At 30.6% G+C, this 26,147-nt stretch carries 21 protein-coding genes; 7 read left to right on the top strand and 14 right to left on the bottom strand.

Annotated features, from left to right (window positions below):
* Positions 1–28: 28 nt before the first annotated feature.
* Positions 29–1,297 carry a GTPase ObgE gene (gene obgE, locus NW238_RS02905; RefSeq protein ID WP_216505619.1) on the top strand — a complete coding sequence of 423 codons (1,269 nt, stop codon included), beginning with the start codon at positions 29–31 and terminating at the stop codon, positions 1,295–1,297.
* A gap of 484 nt (positions 1,298–1,781) precedes the next feature.
* Here the strand turns inward: obgE and NW238_RS02910 are convergent, their stop codons facing one another.
* Together NW238_RS02910 and hisS are read right to left on the bottom strand one after the other, a co-directional pair.
* Positions 1,782–6,473 (bottom strand): PDDEXK-like endonuclease domain-containing protein, encoded by a 4,692-nt coding sequence (locus tag NW238_RS02910; RefSeq protein WP_258451786.1) that lies wholly within the window; start codon positions 6,471–6,473, stop codon positions 1,782–1,784.
* 17 nt (positions 6,474–6,490) lie between these two features.
* On the bottom strand, positions 6,491–7,801 hold the full coding sequence (gene hisS / locus NW238_RS02915) for a histidine--tRNA ligase (RefSeq protein ID WP_216505617.1): 1,311 nt from the start codon (positions 7,799–7,801) through the stop codon (positions 6,491–6,493).
* Positions 7,802–7,996: 195 nt separating this feature from the next.
* Between hisS and NW238_RS02920 the strand changes: the two genes are divergently transcribed.
* Entirely contained in the window at positions 7,997–9,694 is a 1,698-nt protein-coding gene (locus tag NW238_RS02920; protein ID WP_216505616.1) for an APC family permease, read from the top strand.
* 17 nt (positions 9,695–9,711) lie between these two features.
* Here the strand turns inward: NW238_RS02920 and msrB are convergent, their stop codons facing one another.
* The 5 genes from msrB to recO form a co-directional block, all read right to left on the bottom strand.
* Positions 9,712–10,641 carry a peptide-methionine (R)-S-oxide reductase MsrB gene (msrB, locus tag NW238_RS02925; RefSeq protein ID WP_216505615.1) on the bottom strand — a complete coding sequence of 310 codons (930 nt, stop codon included), beginning with the start codon at positions 10,639–10,641 and terminating at the stop codon, positions 9,712–9,714.
* An 89-nt stretch (positions 10,642–10,730) separates the two neighbouring features.
* Positions 10,731–11,921, bottom strand: a complete 1,191-nt coding sequence (locus NW238_RS02930) for a phosphopentomutase (RefSeq protein ID WP_216505614.1) — start codon at positions 11,919–11,921, stop codon at positions 10,731–10,733.
* 8 nt (positions 11,922–11,929) lie between these two features.
* Positions 11,930–12,907, bottom strand: coding sequence for a bifunctional oligoribonuclease/PAP phosphatase NrnA (gene nrnA, locus NW238_RS02935; protein ID WP_216505613.1), 978 nt, complete (start codon positions 12,905–12,907; stop codon positions 11,930–11,932).
* Positions 12,908–12,912: 5 nt separating this feature from the next.
* The gene (gene nrnA / locus NW238_RS02940) at positions 12,913–13,881 is read right to left on the bottom strand and encodes a bifunctional oligoribonuclease/PAP phosphatase NrnA (protein WP_216505612.1); all 969 of its coding nucleotides are present in this window, start codon (positions 13,879–13,881) and stop codon (positions 12,913–12,915) included.
* 178 nt (positions 13,882–14,059) lie between these two features.
* Positions 14,060–14,743, bottom strand: coding sequence for a DNA repair protein RecO (recO, locus tag NW238_RS02945; protein WP_216505611.1), 684 nt, complete (start codon positions 14,741–14,743; stop codon positions 14,060–14,062).
* A 104-nt stretch (positions 14,744–14,847) separates the two neighbouring features.
* Here recO and NW238_RS02950 point away from each other — a divergent pair, with 104 nt between their 5' ends.
* The 5 genes from NW238_RS02950 to NW238_RS02970 are packed head-to-tail and all read left to right on the top strand — an operon-like array spanning position 14,848 to position 21,460.
* A complete protein-coding gene (locus NW238_RS02950; protein WP_258451787.1) occupies positions 14,848–15,135 on the top strand; it encodes a hypothetical protein in 288 nt (95 codons plus the stop codon).
* Positions 15,128–16,747 carry a DAK2 domain-containing protein gene (gene fakA, locus NW238_RS02955; RefSeq protein ID WP_216505609.1) on the top strand — a complete coding sequence of 540 codons (1,620 nt, stop codon included), beginning with the start codon at positions 15,128–15,130 and terminating at the stop codon, positions 16,745–16,747. The genes NW238_RS02950 and fakA overlap by 8 nt, the downstream gene beginning before the upstream one ends.
* A gap of 2 nt (positions 16,748–16,749) precedes the next feature.
* On the top strand, positions 16,750–17,772 hold the full coding sequence (gene plsX, locus NW238_RS02960) for a phosphate acyltransferase PlsX (protein ID WP_216505608.1): 1,023 nt from the start codon (positions 16,750–16,752) through the stop codon (positions 17,770–17,772).
* Positions 17,765–18,457 (top strand): ribonuclease III, encoded by a 693-nt coding sequence (gene rnc / locus NW238_RS02965; RefSeq protein ID WP_216505607.1) that lies wholly within the window; start codon positions 17,765–17,767, stop codon positions 18,455–18,457. Before plsX ends, rnc begins: the two co-directional genes overlap by 8 nt.
* A 27-nt stretch (positions 18,458–18,484) precedes the next feature.
* Complete coding sequence (locus NW238_RS02970) at positions 18,485–21,460, top strand: SMC hinge domain-related protein (RefSeq protein ID WP_216505606.1); 2,976 nt, start codon at positions 18,485–18,487, stop codon at positions 21,458–21,460.
* 59 nt (positions 21,461–21,519) lie between these two features.
* Here NW238_RS02970 and NW238_RS02975 read toward each other — a convergent pair whose 3' ends face one another.
* The 7 genes from NW238_RS02975 to NW238_RS03005 all read right to left on the bottom strand — a co-directional run bounded on the left by NW238_RS02975 (position 21,520) and on the right by NW238_RS03005 (position 26,147).
* Positions 21,520–22,710 carry a YitT family protein gene (locus tag NW238_RS02975; RefSeq protein ID WP_216505605.1) on the bottom strand — a complete coding sequence of 397 codons (1,191 nt, stop codon included), beginning with the start codon at positions 22,708–22,710 and terminating at the stop codon, positions 21,520–21,522.
* Between the two features lie 179 nt (positions 22,711–22,889).
* Positions 22,890–23,621: a DNA-processing protein DprA gene (locus NW238_RS02980; protein ID WP_216567894.1), complete on the bottom strand. Its 732-nt coding sequence runs from the start codon at positions 23,619–23,621 to the stop codon at positions 22,890–22,892.
* Positions 23,622–23,746: 125 nt separating this feature from the next.
* Positions 23,747–24,022 carry a 50S ribosomal protein L27 gene (rpmA, locus tag NW238_RS02985; RefSeq protein ID WP_216505603.1) on the bottom strand — a complete coding sequence of 92 codons (276 nt, stop codon included), beginning with the start codon at positions 24,020–24,022 and terminating at the stop codon, positions 23,747–23,749.
* Positions 24,023–24,028: 6 nt separating this feature from the next.
* Complete coding sequence (gene rplU, locus NW238_RS02990; RefSeq protein WP_171111059.1) at positions 24,029–24,328, bottom strand: 50S ribosomal protein L21; 300 nt, start codon at positions 24,326–24,328, stop codon at positions 24,029–24,031.
* 142 nt (positions 24,329–24,470) lie between these two features.
* Complete coding sequence (locus NW238_RS02995; protein ID WP_216505602.1) at positions 24,471–24,719, bottom strand: hypothetical protein; 249 nt, start codon at positions 24,717–24,719, stop codon at positions 24,471–24,473.
* 99 nt (positions 24,720–24,818) lie between these two features.
* Complete coding sequence (locus tag NW238_RS03000) at positions 24,819–25,250, bottom strand: large conductance mechanosensitive channel protein MscL (protein WP_216505601.1); 432 nt, start codon at positions 25,248–25,250, stop codon at positions 24,819–24,821.
* 57 nt (positions 25,251–25,307) lie between these two features.
* Positions 25,308–26,147: a nucleotide exchange factor GrpE gene (locus tag NW238_RS03005; protein WP_216505600.1), complete on the bottom strand. Its 840-nt coding sequence runs from the start codon at positions 26,145–26,147 to the stop codon at positions 25,308–25,310.

The following is a 26,147-nucleotide window of genomic DNA, read 5'->3' on the forward strand; positions in this document are numbered from 1 at the left end:
TATTTATTTTGAAGTAAGGGGGTAATAAATGGCTAGATTTATTGATGAAATTAAAATTCAATTAGTTGCTGGAAAAGGCGGCGACGGAATGATTTCATTTAGAAGAGAAGCACACGTTGACAAGGGAGGACCAGACGGCGGCGATGGTGGTCGTGGCGGAAATATTTATTTCGTTGGTGACCTTGGAAAAAATACACTTTTATCTCTTTATGGAAACAAAAAAATAACTGCTGATGACGGAGTCAACGGTGGACCAAAAAATTTATATGGAGCCGCGGGAAAAGATAAATACGTTCCCGTTCCAATCGGTACAGTCGTTTATAATAATGGCAAGGTAGTTGCTGATATTATCGAACCTAAAGAATACTTAGTAGCTAGAGGTGGTCAAGGTGGTCGTGGTAATATGAAATTTAAATCACCACGTAATACCGCTCCTAGAATTTGTGAAAATGGTACACGTGGCGAAAAATTCGATGCTCATATCATTTTAAAAATAATGTCAGATGTCGGAGTTGTTGGAAAACCATCCGCTGGAAAAAGTACCTTGCTTTCAGCAATTTCAAATGCAAAAGCAAAAATTGCCGACTATGAATTTACAACTTTAGTTCCTCAATTAGGTATGGTTAAATACTACGATAATTCATTTGTTGTAGCTGATTTGCCAGGATTAATTGAAGGAGCATCTCAAGGTCGTGGATTGGGGATTCAATTCTTAAAACACATTGAAAGATGTCGCGTTATTGCTCACATCATTGATTTTGGTAGCGAATATAAAGATCCGATTGAAGATTTCGAAACAATTAATGAAGAACTAAAAAGCTATAGCTTACATTTAGAAAACAAAGTTCAATTGGTAATTGCAAATAAAAATGATCTACCGCAATTTAAAGAACATTACGAAAAATTTGTTGCAAAATACCCAAATGTTAAAATAGTTCAAATTTCAGCTTTAGACATGAATAATTTAGACGAAGTTAAGAAAGAATTATGAAACTTAATTGAAGCTAACAAATTAAAACCAATCGAAGAAGTTCAAGAGGACGAAGTCGTCGAAATCTCACTTGAAGAGGAATATAAAATTATCAACCCTTACGCAGGATATTTCGAAATTTCTGGACCAAGAATCCAGAAACTATACGATAAAATCCCATTAGTAAGTTATGACAACCTACTTAGATTTAATAACATTTTAAAGAAAATAGGTGTTTGAGATGATCTTATTAAAAAGGGCATCCAACAAGGGGATACCGTTAGAATATTTGAATATGAGTTCGAATGAGATGGCGATTATAATTAAAATGCATTTAGGTGCATTTTTTTGTTTAACTCATAAAAATTTGCAAAATATCCACATTTTTGTAAGATTGGAAACATTACCATTATGAAATGAAATAAATTATAAAAAATAATTATCACAAATTTGTTGGAATTATAAAATAAAGTCGTGTTTATACCAGCAAGATTCAAAAAACACAATTTATTTATATTTCATTAATAGTATATTTGTTTATAAATCGTCGCAATTTTCTAATGTCTTTCTAAAGCAAAGCGAATAATATATCATCCTAATAATTTGACTTGGTCGGGTTCGTTCAAATTTTATTAGTGGAAATTAAATTTAAATAAATTTTAAACACGATTGGAAACGCGAAATATCCGTTTGTGCACGAAATGGTACTAACAATCCTGAATAGTAACGCATAAACCTATGCGATTTTCTTGCTTTATGCCGCATAAAAAATCACACCGAGACATGTGCGTCATCCGGAGTGATTTTTTTATTAATTAAGATGATAAACATCGTCTTGATTGGTAATAATGTTGTTATCAACTAAATCTTCTAAGATTTTATTAAAATATTCTTTGTTTTTTAAATTTAGAGATTTGTAACCTAATTGCTCATTTATAATTCTAATTAATGAATCTTTTTCAATAGAATTAACCATTTGCAATATAGTTTTTACCAAATGAACATATTCATAATAGTAAACGGTCTCGCGTGATCTTTGAGTCTCGCCTTTTTTGAAGGTGATGTTTTCATAGTTTAGGTTGGAATGTATGAAGAATTCTCCATTCAAATGTGCTATATCATTTGAGTATCTAAGGAATGAATCATAAAATCTTTTTACAAATGAAGTAAATGATTGACGATTGCACAAGAAAGTCAATATTCTCTTGACTATAGACGAGTGTATAACTTGATATTTAACCAATAAATCTTCAACAATTCTTATTAGTGCATGGGAAAGATTTATTGAAGATGCGAAGTTTGAAATGTGATAATTTCTAACTATTTCAGATATTTGCTCGTTATTGAACTCGGGAAGTACATCAAAATTTAATTCTAGGTTTTGTTTCTCGGTCACGTTCAAAAATGAATTCGAGGCAATTTCCGAGTTTTTAGACAGAATATTATATGTATAATCTTTACCATTCTTAATGTCACTCAATTTTTTTAATATAGCATTGAGTTCTGCTTTTTTATTTGTAAATCAACTGGTAGATCAAATTCTATGAATGTGTCAACCGCGACCATTAAGAACTTGTTGTCTTAATCTATCTCTATCACGAGACGTTTTAGAAGAGTGATATGTTGCTCCGTCGCATTCAATACCAAGGATAAATCTATTTGGGTTTGTTGGGTCAACAACAGCTAAGTCAATTCTAAATCCTGAACACCCGACCTGAGTTTTTAATTTATATCCGGCATTAGTTAATTCTCTATAAACCTCTTCTTCAAAAGGCGAATCAAAAGAATTAAAATCATTTACGTAATCAACAGTTTTGTCGATACCATATTCTGCGATTTCTAAATATTTTTTAAGAAATTTAACGCCTCTTGAGTCGGTTCTATTTAAATCGATATCACTAGCGTCCAATGAAGTAATAATAACTATACCTCTTTTTGCACGTGTAAAAGCAACATTTAAACGCTTATAGCCATTATCGTGATTAATAGGACCAAATCTCATAGAAATCTTGTCATTTTCATCAGGACCGTAAACTGAATTTATGATAACGAATTCTCTTTCATCGCCTTGAACAGTTTCAATATTTTTAACAAAAAATGGGTCTTCTTTATCCCGATCAAAAAAGCTACTATACATTGGATTAGATTGCTTAAATTTCTCGATTTTTCGTTCTAACAATAACTGTTGTTCGGTATTAAAGGTCACAACACCTAGTGTAACATTAGAACCGTATGTATCAATGATATCTTTGATAATTTCAACAGTTTTATCAGCTTCCACTTCATTTTTACGGTCGACTAACACGCCTTCAACTTTGATTTTATTAATTGATTCGTATTTACCTGGTTCGGTTAATGAAGGGAATGTTATTAAATCGTGATATATTTCCTTGTTTGAAGGATAAATTAAATTTTCATAAAGTGAGCGATAGTGTCATCTTAATTTAATGGTTTTTAAAACAATATTAGACATATCAAGGATTGAATCAAAACCTTTAACCGAGATATCATTTTCATCATCAACATCAATATAATCGTTTTGATCTATTGTGTTAAAGAAATTAGTTGGCGGCAATTGTTCTGAATCACCCACAATAATAACTTGTTTTGCGCGGCTAATTGCACCAATAGCGGTTTCCGGTCTGACTTGTGATGCCTCATCAAAAATTACTGTATCAAACAAAATATCACTATCTTTTAAATAAGCACTAACAGATAAGGGAGACATCATTAAACAAGGTTTTAATTGCAACATTAAATTTGGTATTTTTTCAAACAATTTTTTAAAGGACATTCTATTTCTTGATTTATTTACTTCAGACTTCAATATTTTAACCTCAAGATTTTTGGAACCCAAACCTGAAGCATTTGGAATATTGTTGTTTAAATTTGCAATAATTTTCGCTCTTGCTAATTGTTGAACATTCGCTTCAACATTTATAAAATTATCTCTTAAGGTTTCAAGTTTAGAACCATTAAAATCAACAAAGCACTCATTAATAAAATGATCTATTAATATTTTGTAAAATCTTTTCATAAATATTTCAAAAAGATTTTTTCTGTAATTGCCATTTAACACTTTTTCAACAAAATCATCTAACGAATATTTCTTGATATTATTGATTGAAGATACAAGGGATAACATTGAAGTAAAATCGTCTTTATAAACAGCAAATTGAGATAATTTTATTTTTAAATCATTTTTACTTAATGAATCGAAATTAGCAATATTTTCGTCAAAAACATCTGAAATTCTCTTGAAATCATCTTGAAACTTTTTCAATTTGTTTAAACTGTTCAATAATTCATTTCTATAGCGTATGTCTTCATTAAAAATATAAACCATTTTTTGTATATCTATTGAAAAATCAGAAATTGCAGAAAAAAGTTTAGTTTTTGAAGCAAAGACAATCATTTTATATATAGATTGTAAATATTGTAAATTTTTGTTTTTGGGTTTGAAATTAGAATTATTATAAGAACTCCAAAAATTATTTTCACATCTTTTTAATTCAATTAAATCGGGTAGAACATTTTCAATGACTGATTTATCTTTGGTCAAGAAATGTTTTTTGATAATTTTCTTAGCTTTATGCCACTTAGAAACTAAGAATCTGTATGACTTGTTATGATACTTGTTAAAAATTGTTTCAAATTCAAGTATATTTTCCGAAATAATTGATTCTCTAAAAATATTCTTGTTTTTCTCTAATAATTTAATTTTTTGTTCTAGATTTAAAGTCATATTTGAATATTGAGCTATTTCATTGTCATAATTGTTTATTTGAAATACAGATGTATCAATTTTTCCTTGTATACTCATTAAATGAGTGAATAATTCAAAAAGAAATTTGATATTCTTAATATAAGAGACATCATTAAACGTAATAAATTTATGATTATTTGTCAAGTCAGAATATACAACATCAATGTTTCGACCAATAATTTCAATTAGTGAAAAGAAGTTTTCTTTTTCGATTTCGCTTAACCTAGTTAATTTTAGCCCTCATCAGACATTCAAAATTGGGTTTTTATCAAAATGATTGATGTAATCTTGTATTTCTTTAATATTAATTTTTAATTCATCTAGCTTTTCAGAATCAATATTTAGAAAATTATTGATATTGAATTGTAGATTTGAAACCTTATCGAATTTATAAAAATTTCCAATCATTTTATATAAGCTTTTATTTAAAGGCGCTCTTAATTTTAAAAGTTCTCAGCCATATTTTTTAAGTCTCTCTACTATGGCTAGATAATCATTAGTAAATTTAGATATTGGATCACTTGCAACTTGATAATTCAGTTTACCTTTTTCAAGAGTGTCATCCAAATCCTTCAAAATTGCTTTTTTATCTAAATCTAAACTATGAATAGGAATAACATAATCGTTTAATTGTATTTTTTTCAAGTTATTATAAACAACATCCAAAGCCGCTTTTTTCTCTGACACAAATAGAACTTTTTTGTTTCTGGCTAATAATTCAGTAATGATATTTGTAATTGTGTGTGACTTCCCAGTTCCTGGAGGACCCTGCAAAATGAAACTTTCTCCTTGAATTGCAGATTGAATTGCAACTTCCTGTGATGAGTCAGAATCAAGAACATGATAGTATTCATTAATATCGATTTTAGTTTCAACATTGTCTTCATTGATAATATCAAAATCATTGATGCCATCATTTTCTTCATTTGAAAGTGCCTTAATAAATTCATTTTCAACTATTTTATCTTCATTTTCATCTAAATCGACATACATATTGATTTTTGAAAAACTGAAAGTATCTAAAAATATGCGGTTATCTATTTGCCAATCATTACTTCTAAAATTAGTTGTTAGTTGTTCAACAAAATTATTGTACTTAGCGTAATTATTTTCACAGTTATCAATAGCATTAATATCTATATTAATACCATAAATAACTGAAAGTTTTCTGATTAGTGCTAAATTTGGAGTTAAAGTAAATTCATCATCAAAAAGCACATGATACTGTGTTTGATTTTTTAAATTCTTTGATTTCAAATTTGCTTGAAGAAACATTAAGGGTGAATAAACAAACCCGGAAATAGAAGTATTATTTTCTGCTTCGCTTCACTTTAAAAGACCAAAACTTAAAAACAATGTATTAATTGAATATTGATCAATAAAATCTAGATATTTTTTGTTAATCTTTTTCAATATTATTGCTTGGTCTTCGTAGTCAACGTTTGAATAAAGAGTATTGGGTTTGCAAGCGCCAATTTTGTCTATCACATCATCTAATTTAACTATTTTTAAGTTTTTTTGCTGTTCATTAAACTCAGAATCAAAACTTAAATTAGCGATTTCTATCTTCTCAGAACCAACGTAATCTAATATTGTTTTTAAGTCTGGACAAATAACTTCTAATTTCGATTGCGTTTTTGATGTCTTTAGTGAATAATTCAACGCTTTATTTCTGTATGTTAAGTCAAGTAAATCGTTTTTTCATGTTTCTATATTTTGGCTTGCTTTATTACTCATTTGTTTCTCCTATGTATTTATTCAAGAAATAATTCTAAGTCTTGTACACTTTGCAATCCAGATTCGGCTAGGAAATCTAGTAAATCCACAAATCCTTCTTCTGTTAATGAAAAGTAAATCCTGTCATTTGTCTCAATGTGTTTTACAACAATTAGTTCATTATTATCGAACAAATCGTCAAAAATAACATATTTTGCGCCTAATTTTTTGGCTTTATCAAAAATCTTTTTACTTTTTGAAACATCTTTTAAGTATTCAATTTTGATGCCATAGGATCTTAATTCGTTTGATAAACAAAATAAAGGGGTTAAGTATTTTTCCTGTGTTGAAGCAATCAAAATATCTACAACTTCAACATCATCATTATTGATTTCTAAATTTTGCTCAGTTAAAATTTCAGCAGTTCTATCAACACCAAACCCTCAACCGCTAGCGCATAAATCTGGTCCATCTAATTCTTTAATTAAATTAGAATATCTACCTCCACCAATCAACGTCGATTGACTCCCGGTATTCTGAGCAGTAGAAACGAATTCGTAAACAGTTTCATCATAATAATCAAGACCTCTTACTAATGAGTAATCAATCTGGTAGTTAATTCCTGCTTCATCCAATATTTGAACCAACTTTTGGAATTGATTTTTACTTGATTCAGATAAAAATTTATTAATTTTTGGCGCTTTTTTAACAAAGTCTTTATTTCCATCAACCTTGTCATCTAGAATTCTTAAAACATTACCTTCTAAACGAGCTTTAGAGTCTTCCGTTAATTGGTCTTGATATTGCTCTAAATATTTTTTTAATTCCTTTTGATAATTATTTCTCGATTCAAAGTCACCGATTGAATTAATTTTCAGTATGAAACTCAATCCTAAAATTTGCAATATAGAATGCGCTAAAATAATTAATTCAGCATCTGTGTAAACGTTAGCTTCCCCAATCGATTCAACGCCAGCTTGATAAAATTGTCTCTGGCGTCCTTTCTGTGGTTGCTCATATCTAAACATTTGACCAAAATATGCAAACTTAGTGGTTTTTAAAGTTGCATATCACTTGTTTTCAATTAAAGCTCTTACGAAACCAGCAGTCCCTTCGGGTCTTAATGCAATTTCTCTATCACCTTTGTCTTTAAATTCATACATTTCTTTCTTAACGATGTCGCTTCCCGCTACCGAACGTTTATATAATTGAGCTTGTTCAATAATTGGTGTATCGATTAAGTTGAAATTGTAATTTCTAACAACCTTAATAAATGTTGCTCTTATGAATTCTTGGATATTCATTTCAGCTGGAGATAAATCTCTTGTGCCTTTAATCTTTTTAATCATATTAACCTTCCTTATATATATTTAATTATTATACTCTAATATAAATACCAAATATAAATATAGGAAATAAATTATTCTTTTTTTTACCCAAAATATTGAATTTATAGTCATAAAAGTAAAAAATATCGTTTAAAAATAACCTAACTTCAAAAAAATCGTTTTTGGTATAATTCAAACTAATATGCGAGGTGCTCAATGAACAAAGTAAGTAATAAACAAACATACACTAAAACATCAACTAAGAAAAAAATTAGTTTTTTTAGTTCAATGATGATTGTAATGGGCAGTTCAATTGGGGCCGGAATTTTCTTTAAATCTGAAGAAGTCTTACAAAATTCGAGAGGTTCATTAATTTTAGCCATTGTATGTTGAATTATTGCTTCATTTGCAGTTATTTCAATGGCTTTAGCACTCACAGAAATAGCGGGAATTAAAAATGATAATTTATCAATAATAGGATGAAATAGAATTTTTAATTCAAGATGAGTTTATAAAGCAAGCAAAAATTTCATGGTTTATCTAACTTTACCATTAACATTTTTTTATATGCCTGTGTATGTAATAATGGCAATTCAAGACGGGGCTGGAGCATTAGCAAATAAACAAGCTTTAACCTTTGGTACGAATTATGACTGGCTTATATGACTTTCAATCACAACATTAATGGGGTTATATTTCTTATTACTCCCTGGGTTAAATTCAAAAATCGGTAGTGCACACAATATCGTTGTTCTATGTATTAAATTTTTACCGCTGGTTTTTATTACCCTAATTGGTTTTACTCTTGCTTTTACTGGCAAAGGCGGTGTAAGCGAAATAAGTTTAGGAATTAAACAGCATGAATTTAATATTAAAACGGGTAGCACATTTATTCAGTATGGTGGTTTAGGAGGATTTATCGGGGTATTTCTATCAGTTGGAGCAATTTTTTTTGCTTATGATGGTTTTTATATTGCAGCCGGAATGCAGAGTGAAATGAAACGACCTGAAAAAACTTCATTAGCTTTATCATTGGGATTAATTGTTGTAACAATTATTTATGTAGCAATTGCTATTTCAATGTCAATTAATGGTGGGTCGTTTACCAATATGAGAAGTTATATTGAGAACTTAATGGGCGTAACCACCGGTCGAATTATTTTTGGTTTAATCAATATTACAATTGCAATTGGTGTTATGGGGATAATAAATGGTTTCGCAATGTGGATGCCAAGATTTATTGAATCACTACTAGCCGAGGGTGAATTACCATTTTGAAAAAAATCTATTGGAAAACTAAATCCAAACAAACCAGTTTTTGGCGTAATATACTCATTAATAATCGGTTTGGGTTCAAATATTATATTCACTATTATCGGTGCTCAATTATATCTTCCGGTTAATGAGTCTTACTTAATTTATAGTAGTGACTCATTTAAGGCAATGTCCAGATTGTATGCTTTTACAGATTTAATAGCAAACTGAATAACTGTATTTACTTTTGTTTTTATCGCATTTGCGATACTTGGGGCAATAAAAAATAAAAAAACCAATAAAGTAGAAATAAAACACAAACAACGCTTTTTCAATTTCTTTGCCTATGTCACGGTGATTTTTGTCGGACTGGCAATGTTGGCTCAAACAATTGTGCCAATTGCTGACTTCTTAATGGTCTTTGGTTTTGATGAAAAATCTTATTCATTAGCAAAAAATATGACAATTGCTGAAGCGCATAATTACTATATTTCATTGGTAGTTGGTCGAACAATGTTGGTTATTATGTTATTGATTTTTAATGCCCTTATATTTTTAACTACAGTAATTGAGGACAGAATTCATATTAAAAAATATGGAACACTTGATAATTATAGAGATTATAGAAATAATCTGTTGAATTTAAAAAACCGGGAATAACACACCGGTTTTTGTTTTTATTCACAATATTTTTTATATTCTGAATATCCCGCTTCGTCCATTTCTTCATATGGAATAAATTTTAATGCTGCACCATTAATGCAATATCTTAATCCGCCTTTGTCTTTTGGGCCATCATTGAACACGTGGCCAAGATGATTGTTTCCTTCACCAGATCTTACCTCTGTACGCACCATATTATGCGAATTATCTTCTAAATATTCAACACTTCCTTTTGAAATGGGTTTAGAAAAACTAGGCCAGCCACAGCCTGCGTCAAATTTATCGCTTGACGAGAATAATGCTTCACCGCTAATTTGTTCAACATAAATGCCTCGTCTATATTCTTTATTCAATTCTGATGTATGAGGTCTTTCTGTTGCGTTATTTTTTAAAACTTCAAAGCTTAATTCGGATAAAGCAAGCTCATTGTTTATTTGTTTCAAGATTTTATTTTCATTGTCATCAAGATTATAATCTGTGTTTAAATTCACATGGCAATAACCGCCAGGATTTTTTTCCAAATAATCTTGGTGATAATCTTCTGCTAAAATAAAATGTTTTAGTGGTGCTAGTTCAACACAAAAATTCTTAAATATTCTTCTTTTTAGTGCAAATATTTTTTCGATAATTGTAATATCTTCCCCTTCGGTGTAATACACTCCGGTTCGATACTGTGTACCAATGTCATTTCCTTGTTTATTCAAAGATTCAGGATCTATCAATCTAAAAAAATGCAGTAATAATTCTCCCAAAGATACTGAATTTGAGTCGTAGACAACTTTCACAGTTTCAGCATGTAATGTATTTTTTAAATTTTTATATGTTGCATTTTTATCTAATCCGTTTGCATATCCAGAAACTGAATCTATTACTCCGGGTACTCTTGAAAAATAGGCCTCAATCCCCCAAAAACAACCCCCAGCTAAATAAATAGTTTTATTCATATTCCTCCTTGTTGGGAGTATTTTATCACGAAAACCACTCTGTATAATAAACAAAAAACACGTTTTGCACGTGTTTAAAGAAAATTTAATTAAACTAATTGATCAAAGATATCATCACCTGTTTCGGTAACAATTGGACAATTTCAGTTTCTTGCGACTATGTTACCGGTTGTTCCTAATCCTTCAACATCTTTTAACACTTTTGGAGATTTAAATGATTTAGAGAATATAGTTAAAGGTAGCATTTCTCTTGTGTGGTTGAATCCAGGATATAATGGATCATTCCCATGGTCAGATGTCATAATCAATAAATCGTCTTCTTTCATTGCATTAATTAAAGCACCGATTTTTGAGTCTAATAAAGCAATGTTTGAAGCATAACCATCTACATCTCTACGGTGTCCATAGTGTGAGTCAAATTGAACTAAGTTTGTGAAAACAAATTTGTCTACTGTGTCTTTCATTGCTTCTTCAATTGTTATATCCATTGCATGAGCATCCCCATCTGAGTGAATAGCTCTTGAAACGCCTTGGCCAACAAAAATATCATTAATTTTACCAACAGCAACAACATCAACACCAGCTCTTTGTAAATCATTTAGAATCAATTCACGTGGTTGGTTTGCGTAGTCGTGGCGATTGAATGTTCTCTTGTATTTTCCGTTTTCATCTGTAATAAAAGGTCTAACAATAATTCTACCAACATTTCATTCTGGTCTAGATGAACAAATTTCTCTGGCAGCTTTACCATAACGGTATAAATTGTCTAATCCGATTCATTCTTCATGAGCAGCAATTTGTAAAACTGAGTCCATTGAAGTATAAATAATAATTGCTCCGGTTTCTTTTTGTTCTTGAGCAAATTCATCAATGATTTCTGTTCCAGAGCCACTTCTGTTACAAATAATTTTGCGTCCATCAAATGCTTTTGATAATTCAGCAACCAAGTCTTCTGGAAATCCATTTTCGGTGAATGTTGGGAATGGCACTAATGTTTTGATACCCATCATTTCTCAGTGTCCTGCTAAAGTATCTTTAGCATTTGAAACTTCTTGAATTCTTGACATGTATGCCAATGGTTTACGTACATGGTAATTTCCTTCCAATGTGGTTACGTTACCAATACCAAGTTTTTTTCAATTATCTATGAAAAACATTGCGCTTTTTGAAGCGGATAAAATGGTGTTAGCCCCTTTATCACCAAATGCTGTTTGATCGCGATCAGGACCAATTCCTAAACCGTCTGTAACAATCATAAAAATACGATTAAATTTTGCCATAATAACTCCTATTTATTTTCTTTTTGTCAACGTAATACTTCTTCATTACAGTCATCGATAACTTTTTCAACATCATCAAAGGTTGAAATCATCGAACCTGAAGCACGGTCATGTCCGCCGCCGCCTCATTTTAAAGCTACGTTTCTAACAATTGGTCCGTTTGAACGGTATTCACAACGAATCATGCCGCTTTCTTCTTCATTAAATGATACTCAAATTGGGTATCCCTTAATATTACCTATCATATTTGGACGAGCCATATCGTTAGGTTTTTTTCCTAAACCCAATGTTGTTTTGTAATCAACTTGAATATATGCAACTTGACCTTTGGTTTTTAATGATGACATTAAAGCTGATTGAACTTTTAAGTCTTCCAAAGTTGTTTGTGCAAGTCCTAAAAATATTTTTTCTGCATTTAAATTATTTTTATATAGGTGCGCAACTAATTCGTGAGTTCTTGCAGATGTATCAGAGAACTGAAATCTACCTGAATCAGTAACTATTCCAAGAAAGACAAAATTTGCGGCTTTTTCTGTAATTTTTCACTTCATTTGAAATGCTAATTCAGCAATCATTTCTGCAGCCGCGATTCTGTTTTCTTCTAATCAAACAGTAACTTTATCTAAATCGTCTTCATTTGGATGATGGTCAATTCTTAATGTTTCAGCAAATAAATTTTTGTCCAAAACTTCACGATTAAAAATTCTTTCCTTTTGGTTTGCATCTACAACAACACCAAGTGATTTTTTCAAAATTTCATCTGACGGAATTTCATCAAAATCTAAATTCAAAAAATTACTGAATAAACCGTTTGAATTTCCAATAGCATAAACTTTTTTATTAGGGTAATTTTCTCTCAATAATTCTCTAAGGCCAAACTGACTTCCTAAACAGTCCCCATCAGGACGAACGTGATGAAAAATTACGATTGAGTCATATTCCTCAATTTTTTTTGCGGCATCTTGTCATCTGCCAGTATTTTGCATTTTCACTATTTAGCCTCCCATCTTGTAATTGCATCATTTAATTCACGAACTACTTGGTCGACTTCATCAAATGATTTTATTGTACATCCGGCAGCATTGGCATGTCCACCACCTTCATATTTATTAGCGACTTCATTAACTAATGGTCCATTTGAACGCAATCTACAACGAACTGAACCGTCTGATTGTTCTACAAAAAATGCTCAACATGCGTTATCTTCTATATTTGCTAATTCATTTACTGAAACTGCAGCTTTAAGATCATTGAAACCAAATTCTTCTTGAACAGCTTTAGTTGCTAAGAAATAAAGTACTCTTCCTTGTTTTTTAAAATTAGAAAGAATGTATCCAGAATATTTAATATCCTTTACAGTTCTTCTTGCTAGTTCTCTGTGTAATTGAGAAGGGTCAATTCCTCCTTGTTCTTGTAGGAATGCGGCCAATCTATACGTTCTAGGTGATGTGTCTGCATACATGAATCTACCAGAATCAGTAACTATTCCTAAAAATGTATGTTTAGCAGCTTTTTCACTAACTTTTCAACCTGCATCGAAAGCAATTTGTGCTACTTGTTCCGCTGCCGCAACATAGTGTTCATCAACGAAAAGATAATCATATTCAACATCACTGCCGTTTGGGTGATGATCAATTCTTAATTTAGCAGTAAATTTATCAGTTAATAATAAATCACCGTTTTGAATACGATCTGAACTTGACGCATCAACAACAATTGCTAACGAATCGTTGAAATCAATAATTTCCACAGGGTCAAATTGATAATTCATAAAATTGTATGTATCATTATTATCGCCAGGTGTAAAAACATTTTTGTCAGGAAAATTATCTTTAATCATTTGTGCTAATCCGTGTTGAGAACCTAAACAATCCCCATCAGGACGAACATGATGAAAAATGATAATATTCTTGTGTTTTTTGATTGCTTCAATAGCAACCGAACTAGATCCTATTTTCATAAATATCTCCTTTTATTTCTATATTTAATTAAGTTTTTATATTATACCTTTTAATCAATTAATAGGTAATATATAAAACATTAAATAAGGAAACATTAACACAAAAATAATTCAGTAATCGAGTTTCATGATTTTATTTTTTTACTAGAAAATCTGTGTATTAGTAAAATTAATTTCTTTAAAAATTAATAGAAATCCCGTTATTATGCAAATGATCTAATAATTCACCATATAAATAATTTACTATTGCATCGTTTGATATAGCTAAGAATTTTTCTAGGTCACTAAACAAATAATAAATTGATTTTAGTTCTTTGTTTCATCTTGGTTTTACACTGTGTTTCGAACATAAAAAACCACCTTGATAATAGCTAAAATCACATAAATTAAATGAACTAGAGCACACACAACACTTTGTCGTTATTGGGGCAATACCATAATAATTCAGTGATTGTGCAAGAATAAATAACAATAATCTCCTGTTTAATCCTTCACCTAGTCGGTGAATAATTTGAAAATATGCATTATAAACTGCTAAAGATTTGGATTTTATTGATTTTACGATTTTTAAACATCTAGTTAAAAAGACTAAGTTCAAGTTATTTGAATAATCTAGTGAGTATAATGTTGTTGATTTTTTTAGCCTTCCGATTGAACCTTTTTGTCTCGCTTTAAAATATTCAATTTCCACACACGAACCCAATAATAAATTAGCTCTGTTTTTTGATTCCGGTTTATTAATCCCTTTTGCCAATAGCCTGATTGGACCATCGGGACCAAAAAAATCAACAAGTCCGTCTAATGAACCTGTTGGAGAATCCGAAATATTAACTACAATAACTTTTTCGATTGTTTCGGCCATAATTTTCTCCAATTAATTAAATTAATTATATAATATAAAAACTTAGTTTTAAATTAAGATTCAACTCTAAAGCTAAGATATTAATTTAATAAAACGGAGGCGACGTGAATAAATCAGAAGTCAGCAAGATTTTTATAGATATTTTGGAATCTACGCCGGGTGTCTATAGTATTCAATGCAAGCAAGATGAGACGAATCAATGTTCTGAATGCGTCATAATAAATCAATATGATACGACATGGGATTTTACCGCAACTATAACATTAATTAAAAATAGTAATTGCAAAAATATTGTGTCATCAATACATTCTTTGCTAAGATTTGCTCTTAGAAAGAATAACCAAAAATTAGGAAAACTAAATATTTTTATAGGAGGTCTAAATAATGATTAATAAATTAGACGGTAAAATTTTCTATGATCTGTGTTTATCAGGTGCAAACAACTTAATAAATAATAAAAATAAAATCGATGCCTTGAATGTCTTCCCGGTCCCAGATGGAGATACAGGGACAAATATGTCATCGACAGTTAAATCAGCAATAGATGGTATTAACCGCGATTCAAATGATTTGGGATTAGTTTCTCAAAAATTTAGTAAAAGTATGTTATTTGGTGCTCGTGGAAACTCGGGAGTTATTTTAAGTCAAATTTTCAAAGGATTCTCAATGGCGTTCGAAGGCAAAACAAACGTTGATGTCGAAGGACTGCTAAATGGATTTAAAAAAGCTACCGAAAAAGCATATGGTTCAGTGTTAAAACCAATTGAAGGTACAATTTTAACCGTAATTAGAGAAACGACCGAAGAGCTAGAAAAAATTGTAGACAAGAAAACAACATTCGAGGTATTTTTTGAATTAGCAGAAAAATTTGCAAGAAAATCATGTGATAACACACCTAATAAATTAAAAATTTTACGTGAGGTTGGCGTAACCGACTCTGGCGGAGAAGGTTTTTACTCAATAATCGCTGGAATGAATTCATTCTTAAAAGGACAACCAGTTCAAATCGTAGAAAATAATTCATCATCAGATTCGTTTATTCAAAATGGTGAAGTATACGAAGGTGAATTCGGTTATTGTACAGAGTTTATTATTGAATTAAATGAAGTAGACGAATTCAAAAAAACTCAATTCGAAAAATCTGTTGGCAAAATTGCTACAAGTTTAGTTGTTGTACAAGATAACGAAATTGTAAAAGTTCATGGCCACACATTAAAACCTGGTGAATTATTGAATTTTGGTCAAAAATATGGGGAATTCATCAAAATTAAATCAGAGAATATGAGCTTACAAGCTGAGCAAGCAAGAAATAAAAACGTAATTATCAGTTCAAGTGATGAGGACGAAAAAGAATGCGCAATTATTTCATGTAACCTAGGTAATGGAATTATTTCAAGAATGAAGGAATTAGGTTGTGATGCAATTGTTGAAAGCGGTCAAACGCAAAACCCATCTGCTCAAGATATTGTTGATGCGATTAATTCAGTTAATGCTAAAAATGTTTTTGTTCTACCTAACAACTCAAATATATTCCTAGCAGCTGAACAAGCCGGTAAAATAATTAATAATAAAAATGTTTATATTATTCAATCAAGAAGCCAACTTCAAGGCATAAGTGCGATGTTAAACTTCAATCACGAATCAAGCGCAGAAGAAAACCTAGATTTATTAACTGAAGCTATCAAAACTGTTCAAACTGGTGAAATAACACAAGCCACAAGAACAACAAAACTAAACAATGTAAAGATTAAAGAAGGACATTTTATTGGTTTAACAGATCATAAAATTGTGACTTGTCAACCCTCATACATTGAGGCAACTAAAGACTTACTAAAGAAAACAATTAAACCAGATCATGAATTAATAACTATTTATTATGGGAATGACATCTCTGAAATGGATGCGAACGAAATTCAAAACTTTATCGAAAGCCGTTATGATGTAGAGGTAGAAATCGTAAATGGAGCACAACCAAATTACCACTTCATTATAGGATTTGAATAATTATGGCTGATAAAACTAAAAAATATACGATAGCATTTGATATAAACGGCAATGATAATGGAATAAAAGCCGGCGTTGTCGCGTCGTATCAATTTGCTTTACAAAACCCAAATTTTGAAATTATTTTAGTTGGGCCCAAAAATGAAATTCGAAACATTGATGTACCTGGCATTAAAGAAAAACCCCAAAATATCTCAATAATAGACAATGATAAAATTGCTTTAAATCCTGAAAATATCAGAGCTTCGCTCCACGAAGAAACATCAATGAATATCGCTATTGAATTAGTTAAAGATAATAAAGCTGATGCTGTTTTAAGTTCAGGCAATAGCGGTTTGTATCTAGCTTTAAATACATTTAAACTAAAACGTTTAGAAAACGTGTCAAGAGCAGCATTTATGCCGATAATGCCTACTATAACGGGAAGAAAATTCTTAATGTTAGATGTCGGTGCAAATATAGATACTAAACCTGAATATTTAGTTGAGTGAGCCAACATTGCGAATGTTTTCGCAAAAATTATGTTGCAAATTAAAACACCTCGTGTCAGTTTGATAAATATTGGTACCGAGGATAATAAAGGTTTGGAAATCATTCGGCAAGCGCATTTAATGTTAAATGAATCCAAAACAATAAATTACATTGGTTTTAGAGAGCCACGCGAAATACTGAATGCGGTTTGTGACGTTGCGGTTATTGATGGCTATGGTGGTAATTTAGTCTTAAAAAGTCTTGAGGGAGCAATTTTAAGTTTTAAATCATTATTAAAAAGCAAGATATTGGCTTCACCAATAAGAAAATTAGGCTACATGCTAGCAAAAAACGCATTCAATGACGTTGCAGAAACATTAGACTACAGAAATGTTGGGGCTGCATGAGTTGTTGGAGTAAATGGTGTCGCAATAAAATCACATGGTAGTAGTGATGATAAAGCATACACCGGAGCATTGAATCAAATTAAAATTGCGTTAGAAAATGATGTTCTAACCAAGGTAAAAGAATCTGTAAAGGATTTAAATGAATAAAAAAGCTACAGAAGAATTTTTTGCATTTTTAAACAAATATTCAATTTTACCTAAAAAAATGTCATATTATGCTGTTGCTTTTACCCACCCAAGCTATGCCAAAACCAATAAAAATAAACAACTCGAAGATTATCAAAGTATGGAATTTTTAGGAGATTCAATTCTACAATTCTTATCCTCAATATATTTATATAGAGAATATGAAAATAGTAACCCTGGAAATTTATCACTAATGAGAACTAAATTAGTATCAACTAAAAGTCTCAATAATTTAAGCGAAAAATTAAACCTTAAACAATTTCTTCTAACCGGACCTGGATTAATGCACGAAGAAATTCTAAAATCAGTAAAAGTTGGAGCGGATATCTTTGAATCGTTTATAGGAGCATTATTTTTAGATCAAGGTCTGCAAAAAGTAAATAGTTTTTTACAGCAAACATTATTTAAAACAAAAATAGATGAGTCTAATCTCAAAGACTCTAAAACATTATTCCAAGAATACATCCAATCATTTTCGAGAAATTCAGTGACTTATAATACAACTCAAAATGATTCAAATTCTTTTCACTCAAAAGCTATACATGATAACAACATTTATGGTGAAGGTGAAGGTAAAAACAAGTTGGAAGCAGAAGAGCAAGCTGCTAAAAATGCATTATCAAAACTTGCTAATACTGATGAATAACCTTGAATTATTCAAAACGGAGGAAAAATGAAATTAATAAAAGTTGAAGCCCACGGGTTTAAATCGTTTGCCGATCCAATTTCTTTAAGATTTGATGGAGGAGTGGCTGGAATCGTTGGTCCTAATGGTTCTGGTAAATCTAATATTAATGACGCAATAAGATGGGTTCTTGGGGAAAGAAGTGCTAAAGAATTACGGGGAGATAAAATGGATGATGTTATCTTCCAAGGTTCTCAAACCGCAAAGCCACTGGATCGTGCAGAAGTTACATTAACATTTGATAATAAAGATGGTCAAAATTCAATACCTCATGAAATATTTACAATATCCCGTGTTCTTGAAAGAGGTAACGGCACAAATAAATATTATTTAAACGGTGAAGAATGTCGTCAAAAAGACATATTGGAAATAGCTATGGAATCAGGAATTGGAAAATCTTCTTTAGCTATTATTTCTCAAGGGACAGTTTCAGATATTGCTCAATCAACACCAGAACAACGTAAAGCAATTTTTGAAGAAGCTGCCGGAGTTTCAAAGTATAAATTCAAGAAAAAAGAAGCTTTAAGCAAGTTAGCAAAAACTCAAGAAGGTTTGGATCAAATAACATTAGTTATTGCTGAAATCGAAAGAAAACTAATACCTTTAAGAAAACAAGCCGAGAAGGCAAAAATTTATATTGCTAAAACAGAAGAATTAAAAGAAGTTGAAGTTGGTTTATTAGTTCATAATATTAAAACTTACGGTGCAACATATGAAAGCCTAACTCAAGAGCTTGAAGGAGTTTCTGAAACCAAAATTGACCTTGAAGAAAGAATCAAGGAAGCCGAAGCTAAAATTTCACAAAATACTGGATTTAGAATTGAAGAACAAAAAAATGCTGATCTATTAAGCAAAGAATTAAAAGAAGTTGAAGAAAGACTTCGTAACATTGACTTAGTCTTAGCAAAGGAAACCGCTCGTGAAAGATTGATTGCTCAAGGCGAAATCGAAGTAAGCGTCGAAGAGAGAATTAAAGCTTTTCAAAAATTAGCAACACAACACACTGGAAATATTAAAAATATTGAAAGACAAATGGAAGTGTTAAATTTAAGATATCAAGAAAATAACGTAGAAATCGCAAAACTTGATGAAGAAGTTGGATTATTGAACATTCAAAAAAATAAAAAGGATAGCGACCTAGTTAAGGTAAGAACTCATCTTCACGTTTTAGAACAACAACGCGAAGGAAACACGATGCTTTATAAAGGAACCAAGACTATTTTGGAAAATAAAACATACTTTGGAAAACCTTTAAAGGGTACTGTTGCTGATTTAATTAAAGTTGATAATGAATACTTGCGTGCTATTGATGTTATTTTAAGCAGCGCAGCACAACATTTAGTTGTCGATAAATCCGAAACCGCTGTTAAAGCTGTTAACTTCTTAAAACAAAACGATGGTGGTCGTGCAACTTTTATCCCTCTTTCATCAATTCAACCAAAATCTGTTAGAGACGATCATTTGCTTGCAGTTCAAGGTCATCCCGGTTTCGTTGCCGTAGCATCTGAATTGGTATATTCTGCTCCTGAGTACGAAATACTTAAAAAATTCTTACTTGGCAATGTTATCGTAGCATCTGACATCGAGCAAGCCAATAAAATTTCAAACATACTTGAACGTCGTTATATGATTGTAACGTTAGAAGGCGATACAATAAGAGCCGGAGGTGTTATTGTTGGTGGAGCAAAAGTTCAAACACAAAGCTTATTAGGATTCGAAGAAAAAATTGAAGAACTAAAAAAACTTATTCCAGGATTAAATGCTCAAATACAACTGGCTATCACTAAATTAAATGAAGTTAAAAACAAAAGAAAACAAGCTTTTGATTTAGCAACATCATTGCAAAATGAAATTTCAACCTTAAAAAGTAAAAAAGTTAATGAACAATTCACTTTAGATGAGTTAAATCTAAAATTATCGAATTTAAACGCTCGAATTGTTGAATTAAGCGAAGAAAAAGAATCTTCATTAGCAAATTCTAAAGCTGATGTAGAACTTTTAAACACTCGTAAAGTAACTTTACTTTCAGAATTAAACGCAAAAGAAAAAAGAATTAGAAGTTTAACCATTGATTTAGACCAACTAAACATTGTTAAAAATGACTATAGTTCAACTCTTAATAAATTAATTCAATCATTCGCTCAAAAACTGACTCAAAAAGATAAATCTAAGATGCTATTAGATCAATCAAGAGAGCGTCTAGCAAGTCAATATAAAATGACATTTGAAGCCGCTGCGGAACAATACAATTTAGTTATGAATCAAGAAGATGCAGAAGACTTTGTCTGAACCCTAAGAGAAGAAATCGATAAATTAGGTTCAGTTAATATTGAATCTCTTGAAACATTAATTGAAGAAGAAGCAAGATACAATAAGTTAGCCGAAGGAGAAAGGGAACTTTCTGAAGCTAAACAAACTCTTGAAAATGCTATTGCTGACATTGATAAAGTTATTACCACTAGATTAGTGAACATTGTTAACGATGTTAATGGTCCATTCAACGAAGTTTTTGCCACAATGCTTGGTGGTGGACGCGCCGAATTATATTGAACTGACCCTAATGATATATTGGAATCAGGTATTGAAATTAAAGCTCAACCTCCAGGAAAAAACATTGCGAACCTTAAATTATTTTCTGGTGGAGAAAAATCTCTAATTGCGATATCATTGCTATTCGGAATTCTAAAAGCTCGCCCACTTCCATTGTGTATATTAGATGAGGTTGAAGCGGCGCTTGACGAAGCTAATGTCGTAAGATATGCTGAATATCTACAAGAGTTAAAAGAAAAAACTCAATTTATAGTTATTACACACCGTCACGGAACAATGTCAAGAGTTGACTCTCTATTTGGTGCAACTATGCAAAACCGTGGAATTACAACATTCTTCAGTCTAGAGTTGGCAGAGGCTAAAAAACTTGTTGATGATGAACAAATCGAACTAGATATTCCAGATGGTGAATAATAAATACCAAAATGCGCTTCAAGCGCATTTTTTAAATAAAAAAAGGCTTAATCTGCCTTTTAATTATCATCAACGAAACGTGTATTGAAGTTACCGTGAATTTTTAATATTGGTTTAATGCTTATTCATATTTTAGGATCAATAACTCTTAAATCTTGAATAATATTTTTAGTTTCTAATAACAACATCGTTGTATTAATTTTGTAAACTTTTTCACCAGAATATCCGCTTGTTGTCGCATAAATTGAATAAGAGTGTCAGTAGTTGATATCGTTAAAATATTGCATAACTTTGTCAAATGATTTGACACAAGAAATTTCAACATTCACTTTTTTATATTTAGGATAAAGCACAGATATTAAGCCGTTAACAGCTGCGATATAAACAAATGAAGTGATTTCTCTCATTCCGATTATTACACGTTTGCCTGAACTAATATAAGTAACATAATGATTATCCCCAATTTTTTTATAAACTATAACAATCGATTCATTGTGCGGTTGAGCGAATGCAAATATAATTAAAAATGTGATTGATGTGGCAAGCGATACAATTGTTAATATCCCTCCAACACTCTTTTGTTTTTTCATTGAAAAAAAGTAAGCAACAATGTCGGTTCCGCCTGTTGAACCGCCCGATTTTCATGCCAGAGAAATAGCAATACCAACAAACAGGGAACCAATTAACCCGTTAGCTAAAATTGGTCATGTTACCGGATTTTCATAATTTACACCATCGATTAACACAGTTCTTTCTCAACCCGGCGCAACATTAAATACATTATGAAATCAATCTGCAACAGTATTGCCCTCATTACCGCCCGTTAACACAAAGTTGATTAAAGTTTGAAAAATCATGAATTCTAATGTGTGTAAATTAAATGATAACTTTGTTTTTTTTCACAGAATAAAAAACAAAGGAATATTGCACGCTAAATACATAAGACCAAAAAATGGTTTCGTTTGATGAAAAATCAACGAAATCAACATTGGCACACCCGATAGTCCTGACGGAATGGTTTCTGAACGTTGAAGAAACACTACTGCTCCAAAGTTAAACATGAATGCTGCTAAAAACATGAAGCAAGTTCTAATGAAATATTGTTGCACTCTTTTTTGTTTAACATCTTTTTCGTGAGGATTTTCAAGGTTATAGGCGTGAGCCCCCATTTTATATTCTTTAATTTTTTGATTAACTTTTCTGACCGCTAATGGTTCAGATTTTTTAGTAATTTTCCCTTGATCGTTCATATGAATATTATAATTACAAATAAAACTTTTATATTTATTTTTGTAAATTAAATTTTATATACTAAAAAACGCTTTTTAAGTCTAATTATTAAGCTAAAATAAGGTTTTTATTTACTTTCTGCACTATTAATAAACACATTTTTTACCAGATTTGAATTTTTAGGATTTTTAAATTTAAATTAATAATCAATCACATCAGCTACATGCGTAATTAAATTTGCGCCGTTTTTTATTAAAAAATTTGTTGCTTCATCGATGTTTAAGCCTGGATAACAATAAACTTCTTTATTGAAATCTACAAAATTATTTGCAAGATTAATTATCCCGGACCCTTGTTTTGCACCATAGATTACCAAAAACTTGCTAATTGAGGCAATCAATATATTTCTTTCTTTAAATCTTATATATTTTGGATTAACATAAGGCGGATATTGAGAAATATATAAAGAATTATTTAGTTCTGCGTTAATATCTATAAAATCATGACCGCTAACTAAAACGTGTATTACTCCTTTATTAGTTGACTGATATAGTTGTGCTATTTCACGATCAATTTTAGTAAAATCACTAGTAACTAACACAAACTCCGACATGAATTTATTCAAGGAATTATTAATAAAAGATTTTACTCTTTCATTATCCAAATCTCCTGTTAAAGTGATTTTTTTTCGGTTCAATAAACTTAATTTACCTTTGTAGTAAAGCACATAAGGAGAATATTTTAAAAGTTTTAATTCTTCAGGGTATTGGTCGTCAAAAACAGTTATATATTTAATATTATTTTTTTCTAAAATGTTGAGAACTTGCTTTATATGACTTTCGCCCACTTTTCTTTTTTTGACTAAGTCTTTAAAAATTTCATAATTGTTTCCTTTATTTACATAGGAAAGATATACTAATAATTCATTCATTTTAACCTCCATAGTTTATAAGCCATAAAGTTCTAAAATCTATAAAAAAGGAAAAAATCTTCATAATTTGTATAAAAATTCAATTAAATGAATATAAAAAAACCGGAAAACCAGTTTTTTTATATTTAGTTGTTTTTAGGTGTAACAACTCTTGTTTCATATACTGAGGCATATGTACGATTTCTACGTTTTTCAAATTTTACGTATCCTGTAATTAAAGCATAAATTGTGTCATCTTTACCAATACCTGCATTAGTACCAGGGAAAATTTTTGTTCCTCTTTGACGGAAAATAATTGACCCTGCTGTACAGAATTGACCATCACCTAGCTTGATGCCTAATCTTTGGCCGCGACTGTCACGACCGTTTTTAGTTGATCCACCAGCTTTTGTCTTTGCCATTTTCTATTACCCTACAATCTTTTTAACTTCAACACGTGTATATGGTTGACGATGTCCTAGTTTTCTTTTGTGTGTAGATTTAGCATTGTGACGGTATACGATGATTTTTTTGCTTTTGCCTTGTTTTTGGATTACTCCTTCAACATATGCTTTTTCAAGATATGGTTTACCAATTTTTTCACCAACTAGTAAAACCTTGTCAAATTTTACAACTGAACCTTCTTCACCTTCAATTTTTTCGATGAAAATTGTTTGTCCTTCTTTGACTAAAATTTGCTTGCCTCCAGTTTCAATAATAGCTAACATGTCTATTAATCTCCTGTTTTTTGTGGCTCATCTTAAGGGTGATAATAAATATACTTGAAGACCCGTTCAGAATGGTTACAAAAAGTAACAATGTCATTATAGTACAAAAATACTAAAATAAAAGCATTTTTTACCCCTGGGCTTAATAACTTAAATAAATTGTTTTGTATTGAGTTGCAGATTCTGATTTTTGATTATTATCGTTTCATTTAATCGAGTTATTTCCAACTTTTGTTTCACCTGATGATGACATAAACATTTTGACTACATTTGCTATTGTACTTATACCTGCAAATACAATCGGAGCTACAGCAGTAACGACTGCTAATATACTACCACCGTAAATATTAACTTGTTCAGCAATAGAAATTTTCTTAAATTGATACTTCATTCCACCTCCTGTTTTATATAACACATAATTATGGCAATAATTAAATGAAGGAAAAAAATGACATTTTTGCTTAAAATAAACAACAAAGAATAGCCCGAGCTATTCTTTATCCTCTTTCTTGGTTTTTGCTGACTCAAAATTTTCATTCATTTTTTTTAGTTCAGCTAAAATTAATTGCTCTGTGGTTGGTTCCGGAATTGGTTGAGGTTGGTCTTTTATTTTTAGTATTTTTTTGAAATCAACTACTGCCTTAATTAAGAACACAATCATCAATAATAAATAAATGACTAATGTTACAATAATGAAAGCAAATAAAGCAGCTAAAAATTTCCCAATTAAAATTTCTCCAATTTTTCATTTTTCCAGAGTTTCAGCTCCAGTGAGTTTTGCTATAGGGGGAAGTATAACATCATTAGCGAGTGATTTAACAACTCCGTTAAATGACGTTCCAATCAATAATCCAATAGCTAGCATGAACATGTTACTTTTTTTAACAACAGCTCACGCATCTTTGCTTGCTTTTTTAAACATAATATTATTATACACAGTCATTTCAAAATTATAAAAAAACAAGACTATCTTGTTTAATTATTCTTTTTTGCTCACAACCACTAAAGCATACTTGATAACACGGTCATTCAATAAATATGCTTCGCAGTCGACTCTTTTGATTGTATTTGGTTCTACATCCGGATCAATTACAAAATCAATCGGTTTCTGAGTATTCGGATCAAATATATCACCGACTTTTGGTAAAAATGTTTTAAGTCCGTGAGAGTTGAAAACGGATTCAAGCATTCCAAGAACCATCTTAAACCCAGTAACGTACGTTTTTACACTGTGCTCAGTACTATTTAAACCAGATTCGATCGCAAGTTTAAGAGTGGCAAAAGGATTGGTAAAATCTTCGAAGAATTTTTGAAGCGCATATTCTTTGATTCTTTTAATTTCTTCTTCAGGTACTGTAATTCGTTTGTTTTCGTTAACTTTATTATTTAATTCTCTGATTTTTTCCTTCAATGTATTATTGATTTCTTCTAATGCGAAAAACTTGTCAGCAAGTAGTTTGAATTCAAGTTTAGAATCAACCAATTCTTTTTTAAGATTTTCTAGTTCCATTGATTTTTGTTCTTTTTCTTTGTCGTTTTTGAATTTTTTGCTAGATTCAAATGATAGGTTTTCTATATCAAAAGTAAGCGTTTTTTTTGCATAATCACTCTTGGCATTTTCATCAAAAGTGACTATTATCTTGTAACGAGGTGCTCATCCCGTATTCATTATTGATTCATCTATTTGAGAATTTATTGAACTTTCACCTAATTTAATTAAATAATTACGTTTTGATAATTTTTTAATAAATTTCTTCCCTTCAAATACTTTAACATTAGTTTTTATTATAGTTCCTGTTTTTAAATCTTTGTCTCTCAT

Origin of the sequence: Mycoplasma zalophidermidis, assembly GCF_024742155.1 — a bacterium.
GTDB classification, from domain to species: Bacteria; Bacillota_I; Bacilli_A; order Mycoplasmatales; family Metamycoplasmataceae; genus Mycoplasmopsis; species Mycoplasmopsis zalophidermidis.